At 40.2% G+C, this 18706-nt stretch carries 18 protein-coding genes; 5 read left to right on the top strand and 13 right to left on the bottom strand.

Annotation, left to right across the window (positions count from 1 at the left end):
- Nucleotides 1-129: 129 nt before the first annotated feature.
- Nucleotides 130-1359: a purple acid phosphatase family protein gene (locus tag FR7_RS20025; protein ID WP_007932439.1), complete on the bottom strand. Its 1230-nt coding sequence runs from the start codon at nt 1357-1359 to the stop codon at nt 130-132.
- Between the two features lie 303 nt (nt 1360-1662).
- On the opposite strand from FR7_RS20025, the gene FR7_RS20030 reads away from it, so the two are divergent.
- Nucleotides 1663-1851 carry a hypothetical protein gene (locus FR7_RS20030; RefSeq protein ID WP_007932440.1) on the top strand — a complete coding sequence of 63 codons (189 nt, stop codon included), beginning with the start codon at nt 1663-1665 and terminating at the stop codon, nt 1849-1851.
- Between the two features lie 124 nt (nt 1852-1975).
- On the opposite strand, the gene hcp is transcribed toward FR7_RS20030, so the two are convergent.
- On the bottom strand, nt 1976-3691 hold the full coding sequence (gene hcp / locus FR7_RS20035) for a hydroxylamine reductase (protein WP_007932441.1): 1716 nt from the start codon (nt 3689-3691) through the stop codon (nt 1976-1978).
- A 217-nt stretch (nt 3692-3908) separates the two neighbouring features.
- Here hcp and FR7_RS20040 point away from each other — a divergent pair, with 217 nt between their 5' ends.
- Entirely contained in the window at nt 3909-4403 is a 495-nt protein-coding gene (locus tag FR7_RS20040; RefSeq protein WP_007932442.1) for a hypothetical protein, read from the top strand.
- A gap of 83 nt (nt 4404-4486) precedes the next feature.
- On the opposite strand, the gene FR7_RS20045 is transcribed toward FR7_RS20040, so the two are convergent.
- From FR7_RS20045 to FR7_RS20085, 9 genes are all read right to left on the bottom strand, one after another.
- Nucleotides 4487-6001 (bottom strand): FGGY-family carbohydrate kinase, encoded by a 1515-nt coding sequence (locus FR7_RS20045; RefSeq protein ID WP_007932444.1) that lies wholly within the window; start codon nt 5999-6001, stop codon nt 4487-4489.
- Between the two features lie 296 nt (nt 6002-6297).
- Nucleotides 6298-6831: an ECF transporter S component gene (locus tag FR7_RS20050; protein ID WP_007932446.1), complete on the bottom strand. Its 534-nt coding sequence runs from the start codon at nt 6829-6831 to the stop codon at nt 6298-6300.
- A gap of 269 nt (nt 6832-7100) precedes the next feature.
- Nucleotides 7101-7865, bottom strand: coding sequence for a glucose 1-dehydrogenase (locus FR7_RS20055; RefSeq protein WP_007932448.1), 765 nt, complete (start codon nt 7863-7865; stop codon nt 7101-7103).
- Nucleotides 7866-9179: an aspartate aminotransferase family protein gene (locus FR7_RS20060; protein ID WP_017531239.1), complete on the bottom strand. Its 1314-nt coding sequence runs from the start codon at nt 9177-9179 to the stop codon at nt 7866-7868.
- A gap of 206 nt (nt 9180-9385) precedes the next feature.
- Entirely contained in the window at nt 9386-10276 is an 891-nt protein-coding gene (locus FR7_RS20065) for a substrate-binding periplasmic protein (RefSeq protein ID WP_007932450.1), read from the bottom strand.
- Nucleotides 10277-10385: 109 nt separating this feature from the next.
- Nucleotides 10386-11078: an amino acid ABC transporter permease gene (locus FR7_RS20070; protein ID WP_007932452.1), complete on the bottom strand. Its 693-nt coding sequence runs from the start codon at nt 11076-11078 to the stop codon at nt 10386-10388.
- A gap of 11 nt (nt 11079-11089) precedes the next feature.
- A complete protein-coding gene (locus FR7_RS20075; RefSeq protein WP_007932453.1) occupies nt 11090-11809 on the bottom strand; it encodes an amino acid ABC transporter ATP-binding protein in 720 nt (239 codons plus the stop codon).
- 508 nt (nt 11810-12317) lie between these two features.
- Nucleotides 12318-13541: a PucR family transcriptional regulator gene (locus FR7_RS20080; protein ID WP_007932454.1), complete on the bottom strand. Its 1224-nt coding sequence runs from the start codon at nt 13539-13541 to the stop codon at nt 12318-12320.
- A gap of 424 nt (nt 13542-13965) precedes the next feature.
- Nucleotides 13966-14850 carry a LysR family transcriptional regulator gene (locus tag FR7_RS20085; protein WP_007932455.1) on the bottom strand — a complete coding sequence of 295 codons (885 nt, stop codon included), beginning with the start codon at nt 14848-14850 and terminating at the stop codon, nt 13966-13968.
- 256 nt (nt 14851-15106) lie between these two features.
- Here FR7_RS20085 and FR7_RS20090 point away from each other — a divergent pair, with 256 nt between their 5' ends.
- The 3 genes from FR7_RS20090 to fosX all read left to right on the top strand — a co-directional run bounded on the left by FR7_RS20090 (nt 15107) and on the right by fosX (nt 17719).
- Nucleotides 15107-16084: an NAD(P)-dependent oxidoreductase gene (locus FR7_RS20090; protein ID WP_007932456.1), complete on the top strand. Its 978-nt coding sequence runs from the start codon at nt 15107-15109 to the stop codon at nt 16082-16084.
- Nucleotides 16085-16337: 253 nt separating this feature from the next.
- Nucleotides 16338-17198: an EamA family transporter gene (locus FR7_RS20095; RefSeq protein ID WP_007932457.1), complete on the top strand. Its 861-nt coding sequence runs from the start codon at nt 16338-16340 to the stop codon at nt 17196-17198.
- Between the two features lie 116 nt (nt 17199-17314).
- Complete coding sequence (gene fosX / locus FR7_RS20100) at nt 17315-17719, top strand: FosX/FosE/FosI family fosfomycin resistance hydrolase (RefSeq protein WP_007932458.1); 405 nt, start codon at nt 17315-17317, stop codon at nt 17717-17719.
- Between the two features lie 146 nt (nt 17720-17865).
- Here fosX and FR7_RS20105 read toward each other — a convergent pair whose 3' ends face one another.
- On the bottom strand, nt 17866-18336 hold the full coding sequence (locus FR7_RS20105; protein WP_237715554.1) for a HEPN domain-containing protein: 471 nt from the start codon (nt 18334-18336) through the stop codon (nt 17866-17868).
- Nucleotides 18267-18602 carry a nucleotidyltransferase family protein gene (locus FR7_RS20110; RefSeq protein WP_237714815.1) on the bottom strand — a complete coding sequence of 112 codons (336 nt, stop codon included), beginning with the start codon at nt 18600-18602 and terminating at the stop codon, nt 18267-18269. Before FR7_RS20110 ends, FR7_RS20105 begins: the two co-directional genes overlap by 70 nt.
- Between the last annotated feature and the right edge of the window lie 104 nt (nt 18603-18706).

Genomic DNA, 18706 nt, shown 5'->3' on the forward strand with positions numbered 1-18706 from the left:
ATTTTTTACTGCTTTGCATGCAAGTAACACCAGGCTAATAGATATAATAATTCAATATAAAGATATGGCAAAATGCCTCCATTTGTAATTTCATTAATATGCTTACAAACGGGGGCATTTGAAGTATTGCTATTTTTTTAGTTCTGTTTGATCAATAATCTCACCGTTTTGCTTAAAAGCAGTTACTTTAAGAGCATCATGTGAGGCTTCAAATACAAGGTAATTCGGCATATCAAGTGGATTATAATAAAGCTCATCCATCGGTTTTTGCGGAGATTTATCCCATACCCTGTCGCCGCTGCGTCCTGTCGAAATATAGATAGTCCCGTCAGGATCGGGATTGCCATTTTTCAGTGCCTTGGTACGCGCGTAGGAATGGACATGCCCGGTAAATACAAGATCAACATGATATTGATCAAACACTGGCACAAAGGTTTGACCAATCACATCAAGCGGTCCATTGAAAGGATGTGTCCAGATACCACGATGCATAAGAACTACCTTCCACTTTTTCTGTGTTTTGGAAAGATCTTTTGCAAGCCATCTCTGTTGCTGCTCTAGTAAATCAGGATACCATTCCTGTAACTCATTTAATTGAGTATTGAGTACGATAAAATGTACATCGCCATAGTCATAGGAATAAGCGAATCGTTCCAGGCCTGCCAGACCATTTGCCGGCAGGGCAAAAAGCGAAAGATAGTAATCGGGTTTTGCCATCTTCCAATCGAGACTATATGTCTCGTGATTCCCCATGACCGGAACTACAGGTATTGCTGCGAAAAGCTTTGCTCCTCCATTAAACCAGGCATTCCACTGCCATTCGTCCTGCCCATTATCAACGAGATCACCCATATTAACAAAAAACGCCGCATCCCCATTTTTTTCCCATGCTGTCTGAGCTGTTTTCGCCCAATCTTTATAATCTAATGACTGTGAATCACCAAAAATAAGTGCCTTAAATGATGTTGACTCTGGCTCGGTCTTGAATTCCATCCATGCAGATTGCCGTTTGCCAACGGAAATACGATATTCATACTCAGTTCCAGCCGTAAGATTGGTAATATGTGCTGTATAAATCCCAAAGTGTTTTCCCCCATTATATGCAGGCAACTCCACTGCCTCTGCGTTGACTTTTATGATATTTTCCGACTGCTTGGGTCGTATCTCCAAATTTCCTGGCTCACCAAACTTTGCCGTCTTCCACGAAATCGTATGCTCATGCTTCATATCTGCCGCAACCACATGCATGATCTGCCCCACATCAGTACCATAACCGATATGCATCAATTTCGGCACAGCTAAAAAACCTATAGCAGCTATGACGCAAATAAGTATAAAACCCAAGATATATTTTTTCATTTACATCACCTCGTTACTATATTGATTTCCTTTATTATCCACATTGACGCCTCACTTTATCCCTTCCATTGTATGATAAAATTGGTTTCGGCTTCTTTGAATAAAAACTCCCAATAGTATTACTCTATTTACCATAAAAATACCAACTCCTGCAAGACTAGCTGCTTTTGCAGGAGTTGGTCATATTTTTTTTGATTAACACTTTTTTCTTACAGGCAAAGTACTAATTATAGGCAATTTATAACCGTGGTATGTAATTTTTCATTCACTTTTGGCATCCTATATTATAAAGGAGATGTTATAATGGCTGAAAACAGAGATTTAAAAGCAACTCCCGGCATACCTGATAAAAATAGAGTTGTCGGAGAAATCTCAATGAAGCAGGCTGAGTATTATGGTTATTTTGATTCGGAACCCAGTACAGAAGAGATTATTAATCAAATTGAAGCCGCTGTTAAAGAATCTGTAACTAAGAAAAAAAGCGAAAGTTAAAACCAATTGAAACGTTGGAGGCTAGAACCAAGTATTCGCCTAGACTTAAAGTCTAGGCGAATACTAATATACTTATAAATATCTCGAAACTTCAGTAAATTGCTAAATGAAATGCTGCAGTTGCTTAGGCCATGAACATTTTGATATCATCTTCGGGATTGCTGATCCCGCCGATGCCAAATTGCTCTACAAGCACCTTGACTACATTCGGTGAAAGGAAGCCTGGCAGCGTCGGTCCGAGATGAATATTTTTCACACCAAGATATAACAGCGCCAGGAGTACGATAACGGCCTTTTGCTCATACCAGGCGATATTGTACGATATCGGCAATTTATTAACATCATCCAGGCCAAAAACTTCTTTAAGTTTCAGGGCTATAACTGCTAGGGAGTAGGAGTCATTGCATTGACCAGCATCCAGTACGCGGGGAATGCCGCCGATGTCACCCAGCGAAAGCTTGTTGTAGCGGTATTTGGCACAACCCGCTGTCAGTATGACAGTGTCTTTAGGCAATGCTTCAGCAAATTCAGCATAGTAATCTCTGCTCTTCATGCGGCCATCGCAGCCAGCCATAACAAAGAAACGTTTGATGGCGCCGCTTTTCACTGCATCCACAACCTTATCAGCCAGAGCTAATACCTGGTTGTGAGCGAAACCGCCGATGATCTCCCCTTGTTCCAGCTCCTTGGGCGGTGGGCATTTCTTAGCGTGAGCGATAAGAGCCGTAAAGTCCTTCGGTTTGCCATTTTTCCGCTCACCGATTTCTTTCAGCCCTTCAAAACCGACTACACCCGTCACATACACGCGGTCTTTATAACTGGCTTTCGGCGGTACCAAACAGTTCGTAGTCATCAGGATGGGTCCGTTAAAGGTTTCAAATTCTTTATCCTGCAACCACCAGGCATTGCCGTAGTTACCAGCAAAATTGGTATATTTCTTAAAGGCTGGATAGTAATGCGCCGGCAGCATCTCGCCGTGGGTGTATACATCAACGCCCGTCCCTTGGGTTTGTTCCAATAATTCTTCCAGATCTTTTAAATCATGGCCGCTGATGAGGATACCAGGATTGTTTCTCACACCAATATTGACTTTGGTAATCTCCGGGTTGCCATAGGTACTGGTATTGGCTTTATCCAATAAGGCCATAACATCAACACCATATTTGCCGCATTCCATCACTAAAGCAACCAATTCATCAGCACTCAGCTTATCGTTAGTAGTGGCGACTAGTGCTTTTTGCATAAAGGCAAAAATAGCATCCTCCATGTAGCCTAATGTATAGGCATGCTCAGCATAGGCAGCCATTCCTTTTATTCCATAGGTAAGCAGCTCGCGTAATGAACGGACATCTTCGTTTTCGGTCGCCAAAATGCCGACTGTGGCAGCCTTTTTTTCAAATTCCGGAGCATTATCAGCAAACCACAGAGTGCTGTCATGAGAAGCTTCTGCTGCCCCATCAGCTGTGAACCAGCCAGTCAATTTCCGCCAGATGGATTTCGTACTGTCATTTGCAGCTTCTACCTTTATACCAGCTTTTACTAAAGCAGCTTTCACGTTATCTCTCACGATCAGTGCTTGTTTAATGAGCACAACAAAGTACTCTTTATCAAAGTTAGCATTGGTAATGGTGGCAAACAAGCCCTCCATTATAAACTTATCGGCTTCCGGTGTCGCAATTTTAGCCTTACGAGCCTCGAGTGCATAGACCGAAATCCCTTTTAGTGTGTACATGAGCAGGTCCTGGAGATTAGATACATCAGCCGTTTTTCCACAAACACCGCGCATGGTGCAGCCAGTACCTTTGGCTGTTTCCTGACATTGATAACAAAACATCGACATATATTTATCCCCCTTATATTGTGAAACGCTATTTAAATCTTCTGATGTTATTGTATCGAAAACTATAGCGATTGACTGTGAGCAAAATCACATAAAGGAAAACAAATCAACGTCTCTACAATGAAATTTATCCTAACTTAATTCGACTTATATAGACAAAAAAGCTAATCTCCTGTAACATTAACTCATAAATACAACACATTTTTAAGGAGTTATTGTGCGTAAAAAGACAACCATCCTAGTTTTCGTTATAGTCGCCATTGCCTTTTATTGCAGCTATATGGCTTATTCCTACGATAATCGTATTGTGAACAACTTATCAGCCTACTGTAATATTGATTTTCGCGGCGTAGCTGATTCTCAAACAAATACTGTTACAGGTGCAACCTTATCTATAGTCGATTTCCGATATGATTCTGGACCACTGGAAAAGTTTTTCATCATTGATGTCGATGATAAAGCATATAAAATCGATAGTATTGAGATATCCGCCCAGCCGCCGACTTATTCGCCCAAAGATTTTTCCACAGAAAGATGCTTTAAGCATACCAATACTCTATTTGTTACCTTCCCTCCGCAAGTCCTGAAAGAAATATCCCAGGCTGCTGCTGTAAAAGTTTCCTTTACATATTTGGGCAGTAATTCCGCTATTGAACTTCCGCTGAGCGCTGCTGATTTACAGTACTGGAAAAATCAATTGCAGTCTTTCTAAGATTGCGTTTTGTCGCCTTACCATCAAAAACAAGCCCGCAGTTACCTGCTAAGGCTTGTTTTTTTTCAGTCTTTGCTAATGACTTAGTGACCTAATTTATTCAATAAATCTTTTTGCTTCTGGGACTGCTGCTTGTAGATCCCGGAATTTTTGCTGTCGGGGCTATATGTATGGGTTATTTTCAAATTACTGCTGAGCAGCTCTTTCAAGTCTTCATCTGCACCCGCTGCATAGGCCGCGATGATGGAATTTGTCAGCACTGCGCCGCCGGAAATCTCCAGGGTAATCGCCTCGCTGTTTATGACATCGGCTTTGATCTGATTCCAAAGCGCATCGCGACTGCCGCCTTCGGTAATGGTGATTCTGTTGATCTTGATGCCGGCCTGTCGGTAGGTGTCGGTGATTTCCCTGTAGTCATAGGCAATGGCCTCGAGCACGGCCCGCCATAAGACAAATTGGTCTGTGTCCAGGGTCATGTTCAGGAAACAGCCTTTTACATTGGAATATTCGTCATAGCCGCCCGTCAAGTAGGGCAAAAAGAGCACATCATTGCAGCCCGGGGCGACTTTGGCAGCACCTTGGCTCAACGTTTCGTAATAACTGTCATCATCGTTTTGCTGGCAGATACTGTCCTTGAACCAGCGCAGTGCCAACCCGCCAGTTCGGACAAAGCCCCAATAAAAATATGTATTTTCCAATGTGCCGCTATTAAAGATCAAGCCGCTGCCTTTACGGCTTAGTTCTGGAATGATCCCTGTGGTCGAGACACAGAACATCGCACAGGTACCGGCAACATCTACGGCTTTATTGGCTTCAAAGACCCCGCTGCCCAGCATAGACTGCATAGTATCACCGGCTCCGGCACAGATAGGGATCCCCGCTGGACAGCCCGTTTGTGCCGCTGCTTCAGCCGATAAAGTACCGATGATATCCCACGGTTTTACGATCTTCGGCATATAGCTTTTATCGATTCCCAATATAGTTAACTGTTCATCGGACCATTCTTTTTCATATACTTTGTAACCTAATCCCCAACCCGACATTGCCCCCCAGTCAATAAAGGCATCGCTGCTCTTCAAGCCAGCGAGATTAAGCAGGATATAGGGTGTATTGTGGACAAATTTCTTGCCCCTAGCCTGAAATTCTTTATTATTGGCCAACAGCCAGCGGGCATGCATGGCCGGAAACATGCAGAGTGGCTCAGCATTCCCCGTCTCTTTGCCCCAGATGTCAAGATCAAGTTCTTTCAGTGCTGCCGCATCACCCTGCGTTCGTGAATCCAAATAATTGATGTAGGGTGTGATTGCCTTGCCGTTCTCATCGATACCGACAATCCCACAAATAATTCCATCGCCCATAATGGCCTTGATCAACCCAGGATCAATACCCTGCTCTTTTAGCTGCACCATGCACTGTTTTATGCCTAGCTTGGTCAATGAAAAATATTCATCCGCGTCCATTTCAACCCAGCCCGGATGGGGATAGGTCAACGTCGTCTGATTGGATACTTTCGTTACGCATTCCATTTTTTCATTGTATACCGCCACTTTCACACTTTGCGTTCCTGCATCAAAACTAAGATAATATTTTTCCGTCATTTGCCACGCCTCCTGTTTTATCCAGCCATATCTTTTAAAATTGCACCTAGTGTCATTGCACTTTTGTTTTATCGTTTAAAATACGGGGAAAAATTAACTTAACTGTTTACATTCGCTATATCAGGATAAATTCCTTGAAAAATATTTGACTATTCTGCAAAATGCGTTCAAATTTTCCCTGAAAAATTCATCTTAAGACCCTGTTTGAGCAATAAAATAACCTGTAGGAGGTTTCTCTCCCACAGGCTATCCTTATGATTCGCATTAATGATTCATTAGCCAACTACCCTATAGGGTCATTTGCGGCTTCCTGCCCAGGAATAAACAGGCACATGCTTTCTCAACTTCGCCACGATAGGCAAAACGACAACTGACGCCAAGCCAATCTGAACGAGATTACCGGGAATCGATGCCATCGGTACCAGCCAATTGCCGTAAATAATCCCTTCGGCACCATAATAACCAACCACCTTAATGAGACAAGCCGCCGCCAAGGCCAGGACATAAGCCGTCAGGTTCCGGCGCTTCTCGCAGATAGCGCCGACCGTATACCCCATGAGACCAACAATGACCAGCGTAAAGGGAGCCCATAAAAACCAGCCGCCCACCACATCAAAAAGAGCCATGCCGATTCCACCCGCCAAAGCGCCAAAGCGGCGTCCGTAAAGAATGGCAATAATAAAGAGAGGCACATTCCCCAAATGAATTAATCCGCCATTGGCGGCAATGGGAAGACGAACATTTACAAATGCCGTACAAATAAAAACGAGGGCAATGCCCAATGCTGCATAAACCAGTTGTTTTGTGTGACTGAAGGATTGTTGTTCCATACCGGCTGTCCTACCTTTCTTAGCTTCTAACATATTGACTGTACAAGCCTTATTGTTTATAATACATCATTTTGGAGGATTGAAAATACCAATTAACATACATTAAAAAATGTCAGTTCAAGGCGACATGGATAATTGTATTATTTGATATCATACGCTTCCATTTTTGATAATATATCATAGGAATTATTTTGATGTCAACTCCTATAGTATAAATATTGCATAAATCTCCTTACAAATACAGCTGCCAAAATCATTAATACCTCCTTTCATTCTATTAGCCAACCACCATCTACATATATTACCTGACCGGTGATGTATGCAGATGCATCTGATGCCAATAATATAGCAGTTCCTGTTAAATCCTTCGGCAGTCCTATACGTTTTAGGGGTATATTTTCAATCATTGATTCCACCTTTTTTTTGTCACTAAATAGTTGTTTCGTCATATCCGTTTCATAATAGCCTGGTCCAATTGCATTGACATTAATTCCATATTCAGCCCATTCATTTGCTAATGCTTTTGTCATTTGTATAATACCAGCTTTGGCTGAGCAATAAGCTACCATGCCTTTAAATCCTAAAACACTGGTTAATGATGCAATATTTATAATCTTTCCTTTGATTTTTTCATCAATCATATACTTACCTACTACTTGATTCATAAAAAAAACATACTTTAATTGGATATCCATAACGTTATCCCAATCATTTTCTGTAAAATCTAAAGCTTTTTTCCTAATATTGATTCCGGCACTATTCACTAAAATATCTATGCTGCCTTTCAGTTTTACTACTTCATTCACAAATTGCTGTATTGCTTCTATCGACGTTATATCTACAGAAATACCAATAACATCTGCATTCACTTTACTCCTTATATCTGCAGCTGCCTGATCTAGTTCTATTTGATTTCTACTGCCTAATACCACTGTTGCCCCTGCTTGAGCCAGGCCGATTGCAATACCTTTTCCAAGTCCTTTACTTCCACCTATTACTACGGCGACTTTTTTCTGTAGTGAAAATAGTTCCATTTACATGTCTCCTTTTATTTCAGAGAAAATTAGTTTAATCACTTCCAGGGTCTTCATAATATCTTCCTCTGTGTGCTGCGATGAAAGATAAATTCTTCCTCTTTTAGATGTAAATCGAATTCCATATTCTTGCGCCTTTTTTACAAAAAGCTTATAACCATTACTATCAGCCTTTTCAATATAATCCCTGAAATCTTCTGCTGGTTCACTCATTCCAAATACAATCATACAGATTGATCTAACTGAATGGCAGAATAATGTAATATTATATATTTGTCCTAATTCGATTATTCCTTTTGTTAACAGATTCCCTAATAACTCAAATTGTTTATAAATCTCGCCCTTTTCCAGGGTCTCTATTGTCGCTAATGAGGCTGCTACCGCAATTGGATTTGCATTAAATGTACCAGATGCTTGTACTCCCGATTCCATAATTTCTTTTTTTCCCGCAATGGCAGCAAAAGGATATCCTGCAGCGATTGCCTTGGCAAATACAGCAAGATCCGGTGTAACATTATAATATTGTTGTGCCCCGCCAAGAGCTACTCGAAAACCAGTGATTACTTCATCAAAAATCAACACAATATTATATCGAATCGATAATGCTCTCATTCCCGCCAAATAACCAGGTTTTGGCAATATAGGCCCGGAATCACACATAATAGGTTCAGTTATAACGGCAGCAATTTCCGAAGAGTATTTCTGCATAACACATTCTAAAAGTTCTAAATCATTCCAAGGAAGAATGATGATATCATCAGCAGTCTCATGCCTTTGCCCTTTGGAATGAAAAAGTCTATTAGGATGCTCTCTTACTCCAAGTTCACTTACAAAATTTGCATCAATACTTACTTTCTCCTCATCCGACCAACCATGATATTGTCCTTCAAATTTAATTATTTTTTTCTTGCCGGTATATGCTCTTGCCAGTCGAAATGCATGCATATTGGCTTCTGTTCCTGAATTCTGATAAGATACTTTTTCTGCACAAGGAATAATTTCGGTGAGCTTTTTTGATAAATTACACAAGTCAACTGTCACAGCAGATAAATGCGAACCTTTATCAAGCTGTTTGATAACTGCTTGGTTTACTGCATCTGGACAAAATCCCAAAATCATTGGTCCAAATGCTCCGATATAATCAATATATTCATTACCATCTACATCATACACTTTTGATCCTTTGCCTTTTTCCAGACAAATAGGATACTCCTCATCAGCTGCTTTATGAAAGGAACTAGCAACACCATCCACCAAATACATTTTAGTTTCCTCAAATAATGCTTTTGACTTTTCAGTTTTCAGCTTTTCCATAACTTCATTCCTTTCTAATATTATTACAAAGCCGATCTTTCCTTCCCAAAAGACTAGAAAAAACGCGCAGCGCTGGTACAATGAAGCATTATAAGTGGTACAGCTGGACGATTTAGTCCCAGTGCGTAACAGGAGGAAACTTATAAAAGTTTCCTCCTGCGGTGTAGAACGAACATTATCTTCATATCCTATCGATTTTATAATGATCACTTCGTATTCGTTGTTTTTCCATCTTCAACCGATACAAAATAATCTTGATTCAAACCGAATTCCTGTAGAATTTTCATTAACGTTCCATCTTTCTTCATATCATTTAACGTTTTGTTAACTTCTGCATTGAACTCCTTATCTTCAAAGCGCAAAGCAGCTCCAATTTTGCCTGCAGCTTCTGCGTCATATGGACTTAAGATTCTTAAATCCAAACTTGAATCCTGCTTGAGTGTATATCCAGCCACGATACCATCTGTTACACATGCATCAATTTTCCCTGTATTAACAGCCATCATAAGTTCAGCCTGATTGCTGAATATTTTTATTTCTTTTGCTTTCCCTTCAGCAACCCATTTTTCTGCTACTTCAAGAAAAGCTGTTCCTTTCTGCCCACCGACTACTTTATCTTTTAAATCTTCCTTCGCTTTAATACTAGAATCCTTTTTAACAACAACTGCTTCTCCCTCTTTGTACCAAACATCGGTAAATAGAGCTTGCTCTAGTCGTGCCGGTTTAATATACATTGCATCGGTTACCATATCAATCGTACTTTTATTCAATTCAATTAAAAGGTTTTCAAATGGTATCTGCTTCATTTCCACCTTATTGATGCCTAGCCGTTTGGCAATTTCCTTTATAATCACGGCATCGACACCTGAAAACTCTTTAGTACTTGCATCAAGATATGCAAAGGGAGCATCATTTGATGAACCTACTGTTAAAACTCCCTTTTCTCTTAATTTATTTAACGTTGCACTGGCATTAGGATCTTTTTTTACCGCATCTGATTTATCTGCCGACGTTGAAGAACCACATCCCGTCAATACCATTGATACTAAAAAAACAATAACTGCTAACAGCGTAAATTTTTTGTACATTCTTCTCATAACTTATCATCCTCTCTTATTTATTAATATTATTCTTATAAAAACCATTCACTCTTCAGCATAAACTTTTTACTATTCTTCTTGGTAATAATCACCCTTTCTTAAATTTCTATTTATCTTTTAATCTGTATTCGATAAATTTAACAAAATAAGATAGCGGGATACTGATGATTAAATATGCTATCGCCAAAAAGGTATACGATTCAATCGTCAAAAAAGTTTGAGATGCAAAATTTTGCGTCCTGAGCAGCAATTCATTTACCGCAACATACGCTAGCAGAGATGTATCTTTAACCATCATAACGAGATAATTTCCAAGGGATGGTATAATACTGCGTAATGCCTGAGGCATAACAATACGAAATAATGCCTCATATTTTCCAAACCCCAGGACTAAAGCTGCTTCTGTCTGCCCCTTGTCAATGGAAAGTATCGCTGCTCTGACCACTTCAGACATATAACAGCCATAATTAATACCTAATCCCAATATACCTGCAGTCACCGATGCTATTTGAATATTTGTTTTAAAACCAAACATACTTGCGATCAAATTCAAGAGCAAGGGAACTACATAATAGATATATACGAGCTGTACCAGTAACGGTGTTCCTCGAATCAGTTCCAAATAAAGATATAAAATTCCTTTGACTATTTTAATAGTAGAGAGCCTACCTATCGCAATAATCATTCCCAAGACAGTTGCAAGCAGAAACCCCAAAACAGTGGCCTGAATAACAACACCAAATCCATGAAAGAGAGAAGGAATTAAAAGTTCCGCTGCTTTAGCAAAATGTAGTGTCATGTTTTCCCTCCTTATATGACTCTTGCCAGAAATTCTTTAGTTCTTTGATTTTCCGGATTACTGAAAATCTTTTCTGGTGTGCCTTCTTCTACAATATAGCCTTTATCCATGAAGATAACACGATCTGCTACTTCTCTTGCAAATCCCATCTCATGTGTTACTACAGCCATCGTCATTCCCTCGGTAGCCAATTGTTTCATAACTTCCAAAACATCTCCTACCAGTTCCGGATCAAGTGCTGAAGTCGGTTCGTCAAATAGCAGCATCTTGGGTTTCATGGCTAAAGCCCGGGCAATAGCCACACGCTGCTGCTGTCCACCAGAAAGTTTCGAAGGGTACTCGTTTGCTTTATCGGCCAGCCCAACCTTTGCCAACAAATCCATAGCCAATTCTTTTGCATCTTCCTCTTTCATTTTATTGATATGCATCGGTGCATAGGTTATATTTTTCAATACATTAAACATTGGGAACAGGTTAAACTTTTGAAATACCATTCCAACCTCCCGTCTGAGTTTTTTGCTGTCCAGATCAGGATCAAGAATCGTTCCCGAATAATATATCCTCCCGCTTGTCGGTATTTCAAGAAGATTTAAACAGCGAAGAAAAGTACTTTTTCCGGAACCGGATGGACCGATAATACATACCACCTCTCCATAATCAATAAACATACTAATACTTTTTAAAACCTCTAAATTACCAAATTTCTTTTCTAAATTAACAAGGCGAAACATAGTATCCTCCTCCTAATATCTTTAGTTGTTTCAAACACCATGCTTTTAAAAACAAAGCAAAGAAGCTTCATCAGCGTCTTTGCTTTTCATACTTTCGTAATCGATCCTTATAACGGAATAATACATTAGACGTTCCCTCTCACGTTGGTAATCGCTGCCCCCACTTACCTTTTTAGTAAAATGGGTGTAGAAATCGCAATTCCGCTAGTAACAGAAGTCTGTTTACGTCTTAATGGTTTCCGTTTTTGCAATGCCAAAGCCATCTTGAATTTGTCCTATATGAAAATAAAAAATGCTAAATGACATAAGATATATCTATCTTATCCATTTAGCTCCGTTGCTCAATCTATTTTTTTCATAATCAACTATGAATTCATTATAGCAGAGCTGATATATGGTGTCTATAGGCATATCTAACAACGTAAACATCAAATGCATATACAAATCACACAATAAAACAATATAAAAAGTCTTATATTCCCAGTAATGGACTTAATTGATAGGAATATTAATCGTCGATGGAAAAACTCTCACTGGCCAATTGCTGCCCTACAATAACCCCTAACTGTAGAGTCAGACGCTCATAGGGATTGTCTAAGCTTCTGCCGGTGATCTTCTCAATCTTTTTCAGGCGATAATCCAGGGTATTACGATGGACAAAGAGACGCTTGGCAGTTTTCGCCGCATTACAGTTTTCCTCTAAATAGACGAATAAGCTATGAACCAGATCCATGTGATTTTTCCTATCATATTGATTAAGCGGCTCAATGACTTCCTGGTAATACACGGCAAGCTTATCTGGCTCAATCTCAAATAGCAGCTTATAGATACCTAGTTGTTCATAGGCATATATAGGACTGGAAGTTGCCTGTAACTTAGTGAAACGCAATACTTTAATTGCCTGAAGATAACTTTTTCTAGCATCTTGCAAGCTTTCAAATCTGCCGCCTAAGGCTGCTGTAGCCACCAATCCTGACATTTTTTCAGCAATTTTTTCTAAGATATTCCGCAAAATGTCATTATTTTTCTCGCTCTCACTTTCATAAGGCATCAGTAAAATAACATCATCGGCCCACAACATCTGCAAAACTTTTTTGCCATGTACGTTTAAAGCGTCGCTAACAATATGTTCAAAACGCACTTTAAAAGCAACCAGATCTTTTTCATCTTTTACCTTTTGTGCCCGCAAAAATTCAGCTAAATGGGTGGGGCTTATAATGGCTACCTGATGAGGTTTTGCTAAATCATAGCCATAATAAGCCGCCCGTTGAATGAGCACTTCAGGGTCTGCTAAGGGAAAGAGCAGCAGTTGCTCTAAAAAATCCTTTATTGATCGTTCCTCTGTGTGCTTCATAACAATATGACTGCATATCTCTCTGGTAACCTCGATGATTTTTACTTCCCAAGGGAGTTCAAAAATAGCAAAGCCGGCTTGATCTGCCAAACTGATAACCTCAGCAGGAACTTCTTTAATATAGGGACCGATATTAATAATTAGCCCAGCCAATTTCTTTTTTATACTTCCTCGAACAATGTCTTGCAGTTTATCGATATCACCGTTCAAACCGATACCAGTGATAATTAAAAGTTCTCCGCCCTGCACCCAAGGGATGACGTCAGGCAAGTCGATAAAATGCACCCAACGCACCACGCGATCCAGACCAGACTTTCCCGCCACAAGACTAAGCTTACTCAGGGAAGGGAGATTGATAATTTCTCGGCAACTGATCATAACTGGCATCCTCCTTACGGTTTAAAATACATTCTTTTTTATCTAAAGGCGATACAAAACCAAAAAGACTGGGAAATCACGTATAACATACATGATGTCCCAGTCTTCATTGACGGCTACCAAGAAAATTCTACTGACCCTTATTTTGTTTAGTATAACAAAATAAAAAATACCCGTCAATAGAATCGTTTTGTTACTCATTTATACTACTATTTATTTGTTTTATGCGTTTCTCACAAAGTCTTGCGAATCCATCCACAACGATTAATGTTTTTATTAAAAATTATAGGATTTGTACATAGCCTTCCGTTCCATTAACCTGGATTCGTTGCCCATCTTTTATCAACATGGCAGCATTCTCCATTCCTACAACTGCAGTTTGCAGGCCCAGAATCAATTGCCGCTATTATCTCGACTGGTCAGATCATTGTATTCCAAATATATCTTGCAGATAGTCATCAAGAATACGAAGGGTATCGTGTAAAGCCTGGTTGGGAAACTTGTGAGTTACCTTATAGCATATCCTTGGAGGCACCGTTGCCGATAATTTCTGAAGAACAAAATCTCCCATCCGCATCATATATGCGCCAATAGAGGCCGGAACTATAGTCCATTGTCTTGTGTCCTTCAAAAAAGTAGCGATGAGTCCCGCCGTGTCCAGATGAACACGGGATGGGCAAAGAGGATCGAACCACTGGTCATGCCTAAATTGAAACTCTCTGTTCCAATTTATGAAGACTTCGTGCTGCGCCGCCAATTCTCCCATTTCAACAGTATCTCCAGCTTGCCGCCCCAGCACAGCCAGACGCAACAGCACCATTTCTTCTGCAAAAAACGGTTTAACCGTGACACTAGGCGACGCTATCTCTCGCACCACAAACGCCACATCCATCTCGCGTCGCTCAATACTATCAAATGCTTCCTGCGTATGTTGAGTACGAATTTGCAATCGAATCGGCGGGGTATGCTGATTTAGCATTCTATATACAGGAGGCAAAACAAAGTGACTTATACTTTCGGCAGCGCTAATTGCCAGACTTAACTGAGAACCGCTGACCTGTAAGATTTGTGTTTCCCTCCAGAGTGCATCCCATCTTTCCGCAATGCTAAAAAAGTTCTCCCCTTTTGGTGTCAGACGGATTTTGGCTGCTCCTTTTCTTCGCTCAACCAAAAGGCCACCCATTTCCTGCTCCAATGTCTTTAACCGATAGCTTACAGTAGCTTGCGACAAATGCAACAATTCCGCCGCTTTACTTATACTCTCGGTCCGTACGATAGCTAAAAACGCCTCAATCCCAGGAAAATACATAGAACACCTCTCAATATATAGAAATAATTAATATAGTTCACAAAATATTTGAGTTTTACAACATCATTCTTTATGTTTAAAATTATCATTAATAGAGACGATGGTCAAAGGTTTTTTCACTGAAGGGAGGACTCTGTATATTATATTCTGAGATTCCTCTCACAGTATATGGCGGAGAAAATGCCGGGCTTGTAATTGCAAACATCAAACGGGTTTTCTTCGACGCATAGTATAAAGCATGAAAGGTGGTTTAGCAATGAAGATTCTCATAGTCGGCTATTTTACCGAGACCTCAAAATCAAATATTGCAAGGCATTTTCCGGAAGACTGGGACATTGTAATTGTCCCGCCCGGAAAAGAAATGCTGCATCATATTGAAGATTGCCAGGTAATCATACCTGAACATATTAAAGTAGACCGCAGCTTGCTTTCAATGGCAAAAAAATTAAAATTGGTACAGACGGGTGCAGGATTTGATAATGTAGATATCGATACCTGCACGCAGCTCGGCATTTGGGCGGCCAATGCTGCAGGAGTGAATGCACAGGCGGTGGCCGAGCACGTAATGGCACTGCTATTATCTTATTATAAAAATATACCGTTTCTTGATGCTTTCATGAAAAACAGGACAGATGCAAATCATTTGGATTATGTAGGAAGTGAATTAAAGGGCAAAACGATTGGAATTATCGGCTTGGGCGCCATCGGTAAAAAAGTAGCTGAGTTTTGCAGGGTTTTTGATATGAATGTGCTGGCTTATGCTAGAAATGCCGTTGTACAATCTGACGGTTTCGTGAAAATGACGGATTTCGATAATCTTGTAAGCGCATCGGACATAGTAAGTGTACATATACCCCTGAATCAGCAAACCAAACAGCTGATTAACAAAGCGGTATTCAAGAAAATGAAGAATACCACACTTTTTATCAATACTGCCCGCGGCGGGATTGTAAATGAAAGAGACTTGATCGATGCATTAAAAAACGGGGATATTTCAGGTGCATGCCTGGATGTGTTTGAATCTGAACCGCTTCCAACTGACAGTGAGCTCCGGAGTCTGGGTAATGTGATACTTACTCCCCATACGGCAGGCATGCCTGACGGTCTCAAATTCCATAAAAAAAGATATGATTTCTTTGTAAATAATATAAAACATGTAGAGAATGGTGAAGAGCCTGAAAGTAAGCTCAATCAGTTATTTAACATGCAATATAAAGGAGGCATGACAAAATAACTTATACTTTCAGCAGTACTAATTGCTAGACTTAACGATGAGTCACTGGCCTGTAAGATTTGAGTTACCTTTTGCAGTCAGGCTGATTTTTAAATGCCTCAATCCCGGGAAAGTACATAAAATCACTTCTTAATATATAGAAATAATTAATATATATTACAAAATACTAAAAAATTACAGCATTATTCTATATATGTACAATTATCATTAATAAAGCTAATCGTCAAATGATTATTTTCAGTGGAGGGATTATATGACAGGATCGGCTATTGTTCTTATCCTGACTGCTGCCTTCGGTCATGCTACCTGGAATTATTTAGCCAAAAAAGCATGTGGTGGTACAGCCTTTATTTGGCTATTCGCTGCTCTTTCCACTTTGCTTTATTTCCCGTTAGCTTTATGGATAATCGTCGCACAAAAGCCGATTATAGGATGGCCTCAATTAGGGTTTATGCTAGGCAGCGCCATATTGCACTCTTTATATTATATCCTGCTGGACAAAGGCTATCGGATTGGTGATCTTTCGGTCATTTATCCTCTCGCTCGCGGTACGGGCCCTATGCTTTCGACTATTGCAGCCATTGTAGTTATAGGTGAACATCCTTCCGCAGCAGCGCTTTTCGGAACGGTATTGATTGGATTAGGGATTGTTATAATCACAGGGAATCCCTTTAAGCTGGCGGAATCTACCTCCCGCAAACCAATGATATTTGCTATTCTCTGCGGCACTATGATTGCTGGCTATACGCTCTCAGATAAATTGGCAGTCAGCACCTTCCTGATACCACCTTTACTTCTTGATTGGTCGGCAAACTTAGGACGAGTATTTCTCTTAACTCCATATGCGTTTAAAAATTGGGATAAAGTAAAAGACCAATGGGTCAGTCACAAATTGGAAGCTATTAGTGTGGCTATTTTATGCCCATTAGCGTATATTTTGGTTTTAACTGCTATGGTATTCAGTCCTGTAAGTTATATCGCACCAGCGAGAGAAATCAGCATTCTAATAGGCACTTTAATGGGAGCCAGACTGCTATCAGAAGGAAATATAAAGATTCGTGTCATCGGCGCAAGCGCGATGGTCATTGGACTGGGAGCGCTGTCTATAGGATAGCTATGCAATAGAACGAGGTTCTTACACTTCGCATGACGCACCATTAACAGAATGGAGGAGCTGATACCGATCTTACAGAAAGATGGTAAAATAACGAATGCATAGGAGGAGATAATATGATAGAAGGCATCAGTCACGTTACTTTTATTGTTAGAGACCTTGAACTTGCAACTAAATTTTTCAAACAAATATTTGAAGCAGAAGAAGTTTACTCTAGCGAAGATAATACATTCTCGATATCGAGAGAGAAATTCTTCATGATTGGCGAGCAATGGATCGCAATTATGGAAGGAGAGTCCCTCCCTACTCGTACATACAACCACATCGCATTTAAAATATCAGAAGCAGATTTTGAAACATATAAATCACGCATTCAACGACTGGGTGTAGATTTTAAACCACCCCGGCCACGCGTAGAAGGTGAAGGAAGGTCATTATATTTTTATGACTTCGACAATCATTTGTTTGAAATACATACCGGAACACTTTCTCAGCGGTTAGAAAGATATAAAATGAAGTAACAAAGCGAGTGCGAGCAAAAAACCCGCGAAATTCGCGGGTTCAATTTATTTTCGGAATTTAGTTGGTAGAAGCGATTCGTAACCAGACAAATCCTATCTTCTCTACCACAATTTGTAAAACGAGTTGATGGTTTCATCAATCTAAATCAGCCAATCTCAGCCTCTGCGTGTTTACGCAACACTTCAAGCAAATCCCTGGCTTGTGTTAAAAGATCTTCAGCCATTTGCTCATTCATTTCCAGAAAAGCTTCGTAATCGGCCTTTTGTCTCCATTCAAACAGTCGATTATACACCATACCCACCTCTACAGGCAATGCGCCCGTTTTTACAAAATCTCTATGCAAGCTAGCCCTAACAGCGGAATGCTTTCCATAGCTTAACTGACGCAACGCAAGAAGTGCACTCATAGCGTAAAACGAAGCATAGTATAGCCTACTGATACAAGCTGACCATTGCTGATGATCGAACAACAACGTTGCACTTTCTTCTGCCTCGAGTGACTTGCTCAGCCAGTAACGCGCTAATTCTTTCACATTTCCTTCTAAGGTCATACGGCAATTCCCTCTCTTGCGATTGCCTGATGAAGTGGCAGCAACGACCAAACGGGAGATTCCCATTTTTCCTTTGGAACAACCACTACGCTAATGTTGGTATCATACTTCATGTTAACAAAGAAAGCTATATCAAATATAGAAGTTTCCTCTAAATAGGAAATTGATTTTTCTGTAAGAATTAGTACATCCAGATCAGACTCTTCTGTTGCCTCGCCACGAGCTACCGAGCCAAAAACAACGACCTGTTCAACTGCCGTTTTCTCTTTTACACGTTTCTTTAGCTCAGCCAATGCAAGATGCTCATTGTCCTTAGCTTTCAGTAAATCCATAGCCACTACACACACCTCCCGCTCTAACGTAATTGAATGGTTAACACTCTTTCATTTATATCTATTATAACAAAATTCACTACTTTATCATACATTTTAGGAAA

The sequence above is a fragment of the Pelosinus fermentans DSM 17108 genome (assembly GCF_000271485.2).
GTDB lineage: Bacteria > Bacillota > Negativicutes > DSM-13327 > DSM-13327 > Pelosinus > Pelosinus fermentans.

Excerpts from the sequence above, each read along its gene's own strand:
- FR7_RS20025 (WP_007932439.1), bottom strand. The coding sequence starts at position 1,359 with ATGAAAAAATATATCTTGGGTTTTATACTTATTTGCGTCATAGCTGCT.
- FR7_RS20030 (WP_007932440.1), top strand. The coding sequence starts at position 1,663 with ATGGCTGAAAACAGAGATTTAAAAGCAACTCCCGGCATACCTGATAAA.
- hcp (WP_007932441.1), bottom strand. The coding sequence starts at position 3,691 with ATGTCGATGTTTTGTTATCAATGTCAGGAAACAGCCAAAGGTACTGGC.
- FR7_RS20045 (WP_007932444.1), bottom strand. The coding sequence starts at position 6,001 with ATGACGGAAAAATATTATCTTAGTTTTGATGCAGGAACGCAAAGTGTG.
- FR7_RS20050 (WP_007932446.1), bottom strand. The coding sequence starts at position 6,831 with ATGGAACAACAATCCTTCAGTCACACAAAACAACTGGTTTATGCAGCA.
- FR7_RS20055 (WP_007932448.1), bottom strand. The coding sequence starts at position 7,865 with ATGGAACTATTTTCACTACAGAAAAAAGTCGCCGTAGTAATAGGTGGA.
- FR7_RS20060 (WP_017531239.1), bottom strand. The coding sequence starts at position 9,179 with ATGGAAAAGCTGAAAACTGAAAAGTCAAAAGCATTATTTGAGGAAACT.
- FR7_RS20065 (WP_007932450.1), bottom strand. The coding sequence starts at position 10,276 with ATGAGAAGAATGTACAAAAAATTTACGCTGTTAGCAGTTATTGTTTTT.
- FR7_RS20070 (WP_007932452.1), bottom strand. The coding sequence starts at position 11,078 with ATGACACTACATTTTGCTAAAGCAGCGGAACTTTTAATTCCTTCTCTC.
- FR7_RS20075 (WP_007932453.1), bottom strand. The coding sequence starts at position 11,809 with ATGTTTCGCCTTGTTAATTTAGAAAAGAAATTTGGTAATTTAGAGGTT.
- FR7_RS20080 (WP_007932454.1), bottom strand. The coding sequence starts at position 13,541 with ATGATCAGTTGCCGAGAAATTATCAATCTCCCTTCCCTGAGTAAGCTT.
- FR7_RS20085 (WP_007932455.1), bottom strand. The coding sequence starts at position 14,850 with ATGTATTTTCCTGGGATTGAGGCGTTTTTAGCTATCGTACGGACCGAG.
- FR7_RS20090 (WP_007932456.1), top strand. The coding sequence starts at position 15,107 with ATGAAGATTCTCATAGTCGGCTATTTTACCGAGACCTCAAAATCAAAT.
- FR7_RS20095 (WP_007932457.1), top strand. The coding sequence starts at position 16,338 with ATGACAGGATCGGCTATTGTTCTTATCCTGACTGCTGCCTTCGGTCAT.
- fosX (WP_007932458.1), top strand. The coding sequence starts at position 17,315 with ATGATAGAAGGCATCAGTCACGTTACTTTTATTGTTAGAGACCTTGAA.
- FR7_RS20105 (WP_237715554.1), bottom strand. The coding sequence starts at position 18,336 with ATGGGAATCTCCCGTTTGGTCGTTGCTGCCACTTCATCAGGCAATCGC.
- FR7_RS20110 (WP_237714815.1), bottom strand. The coding sequence starts at position 18,602 with ATGGATTTACTGAAAGCTAAGGACAATGAGCATCTTGCATTGGCTGAG.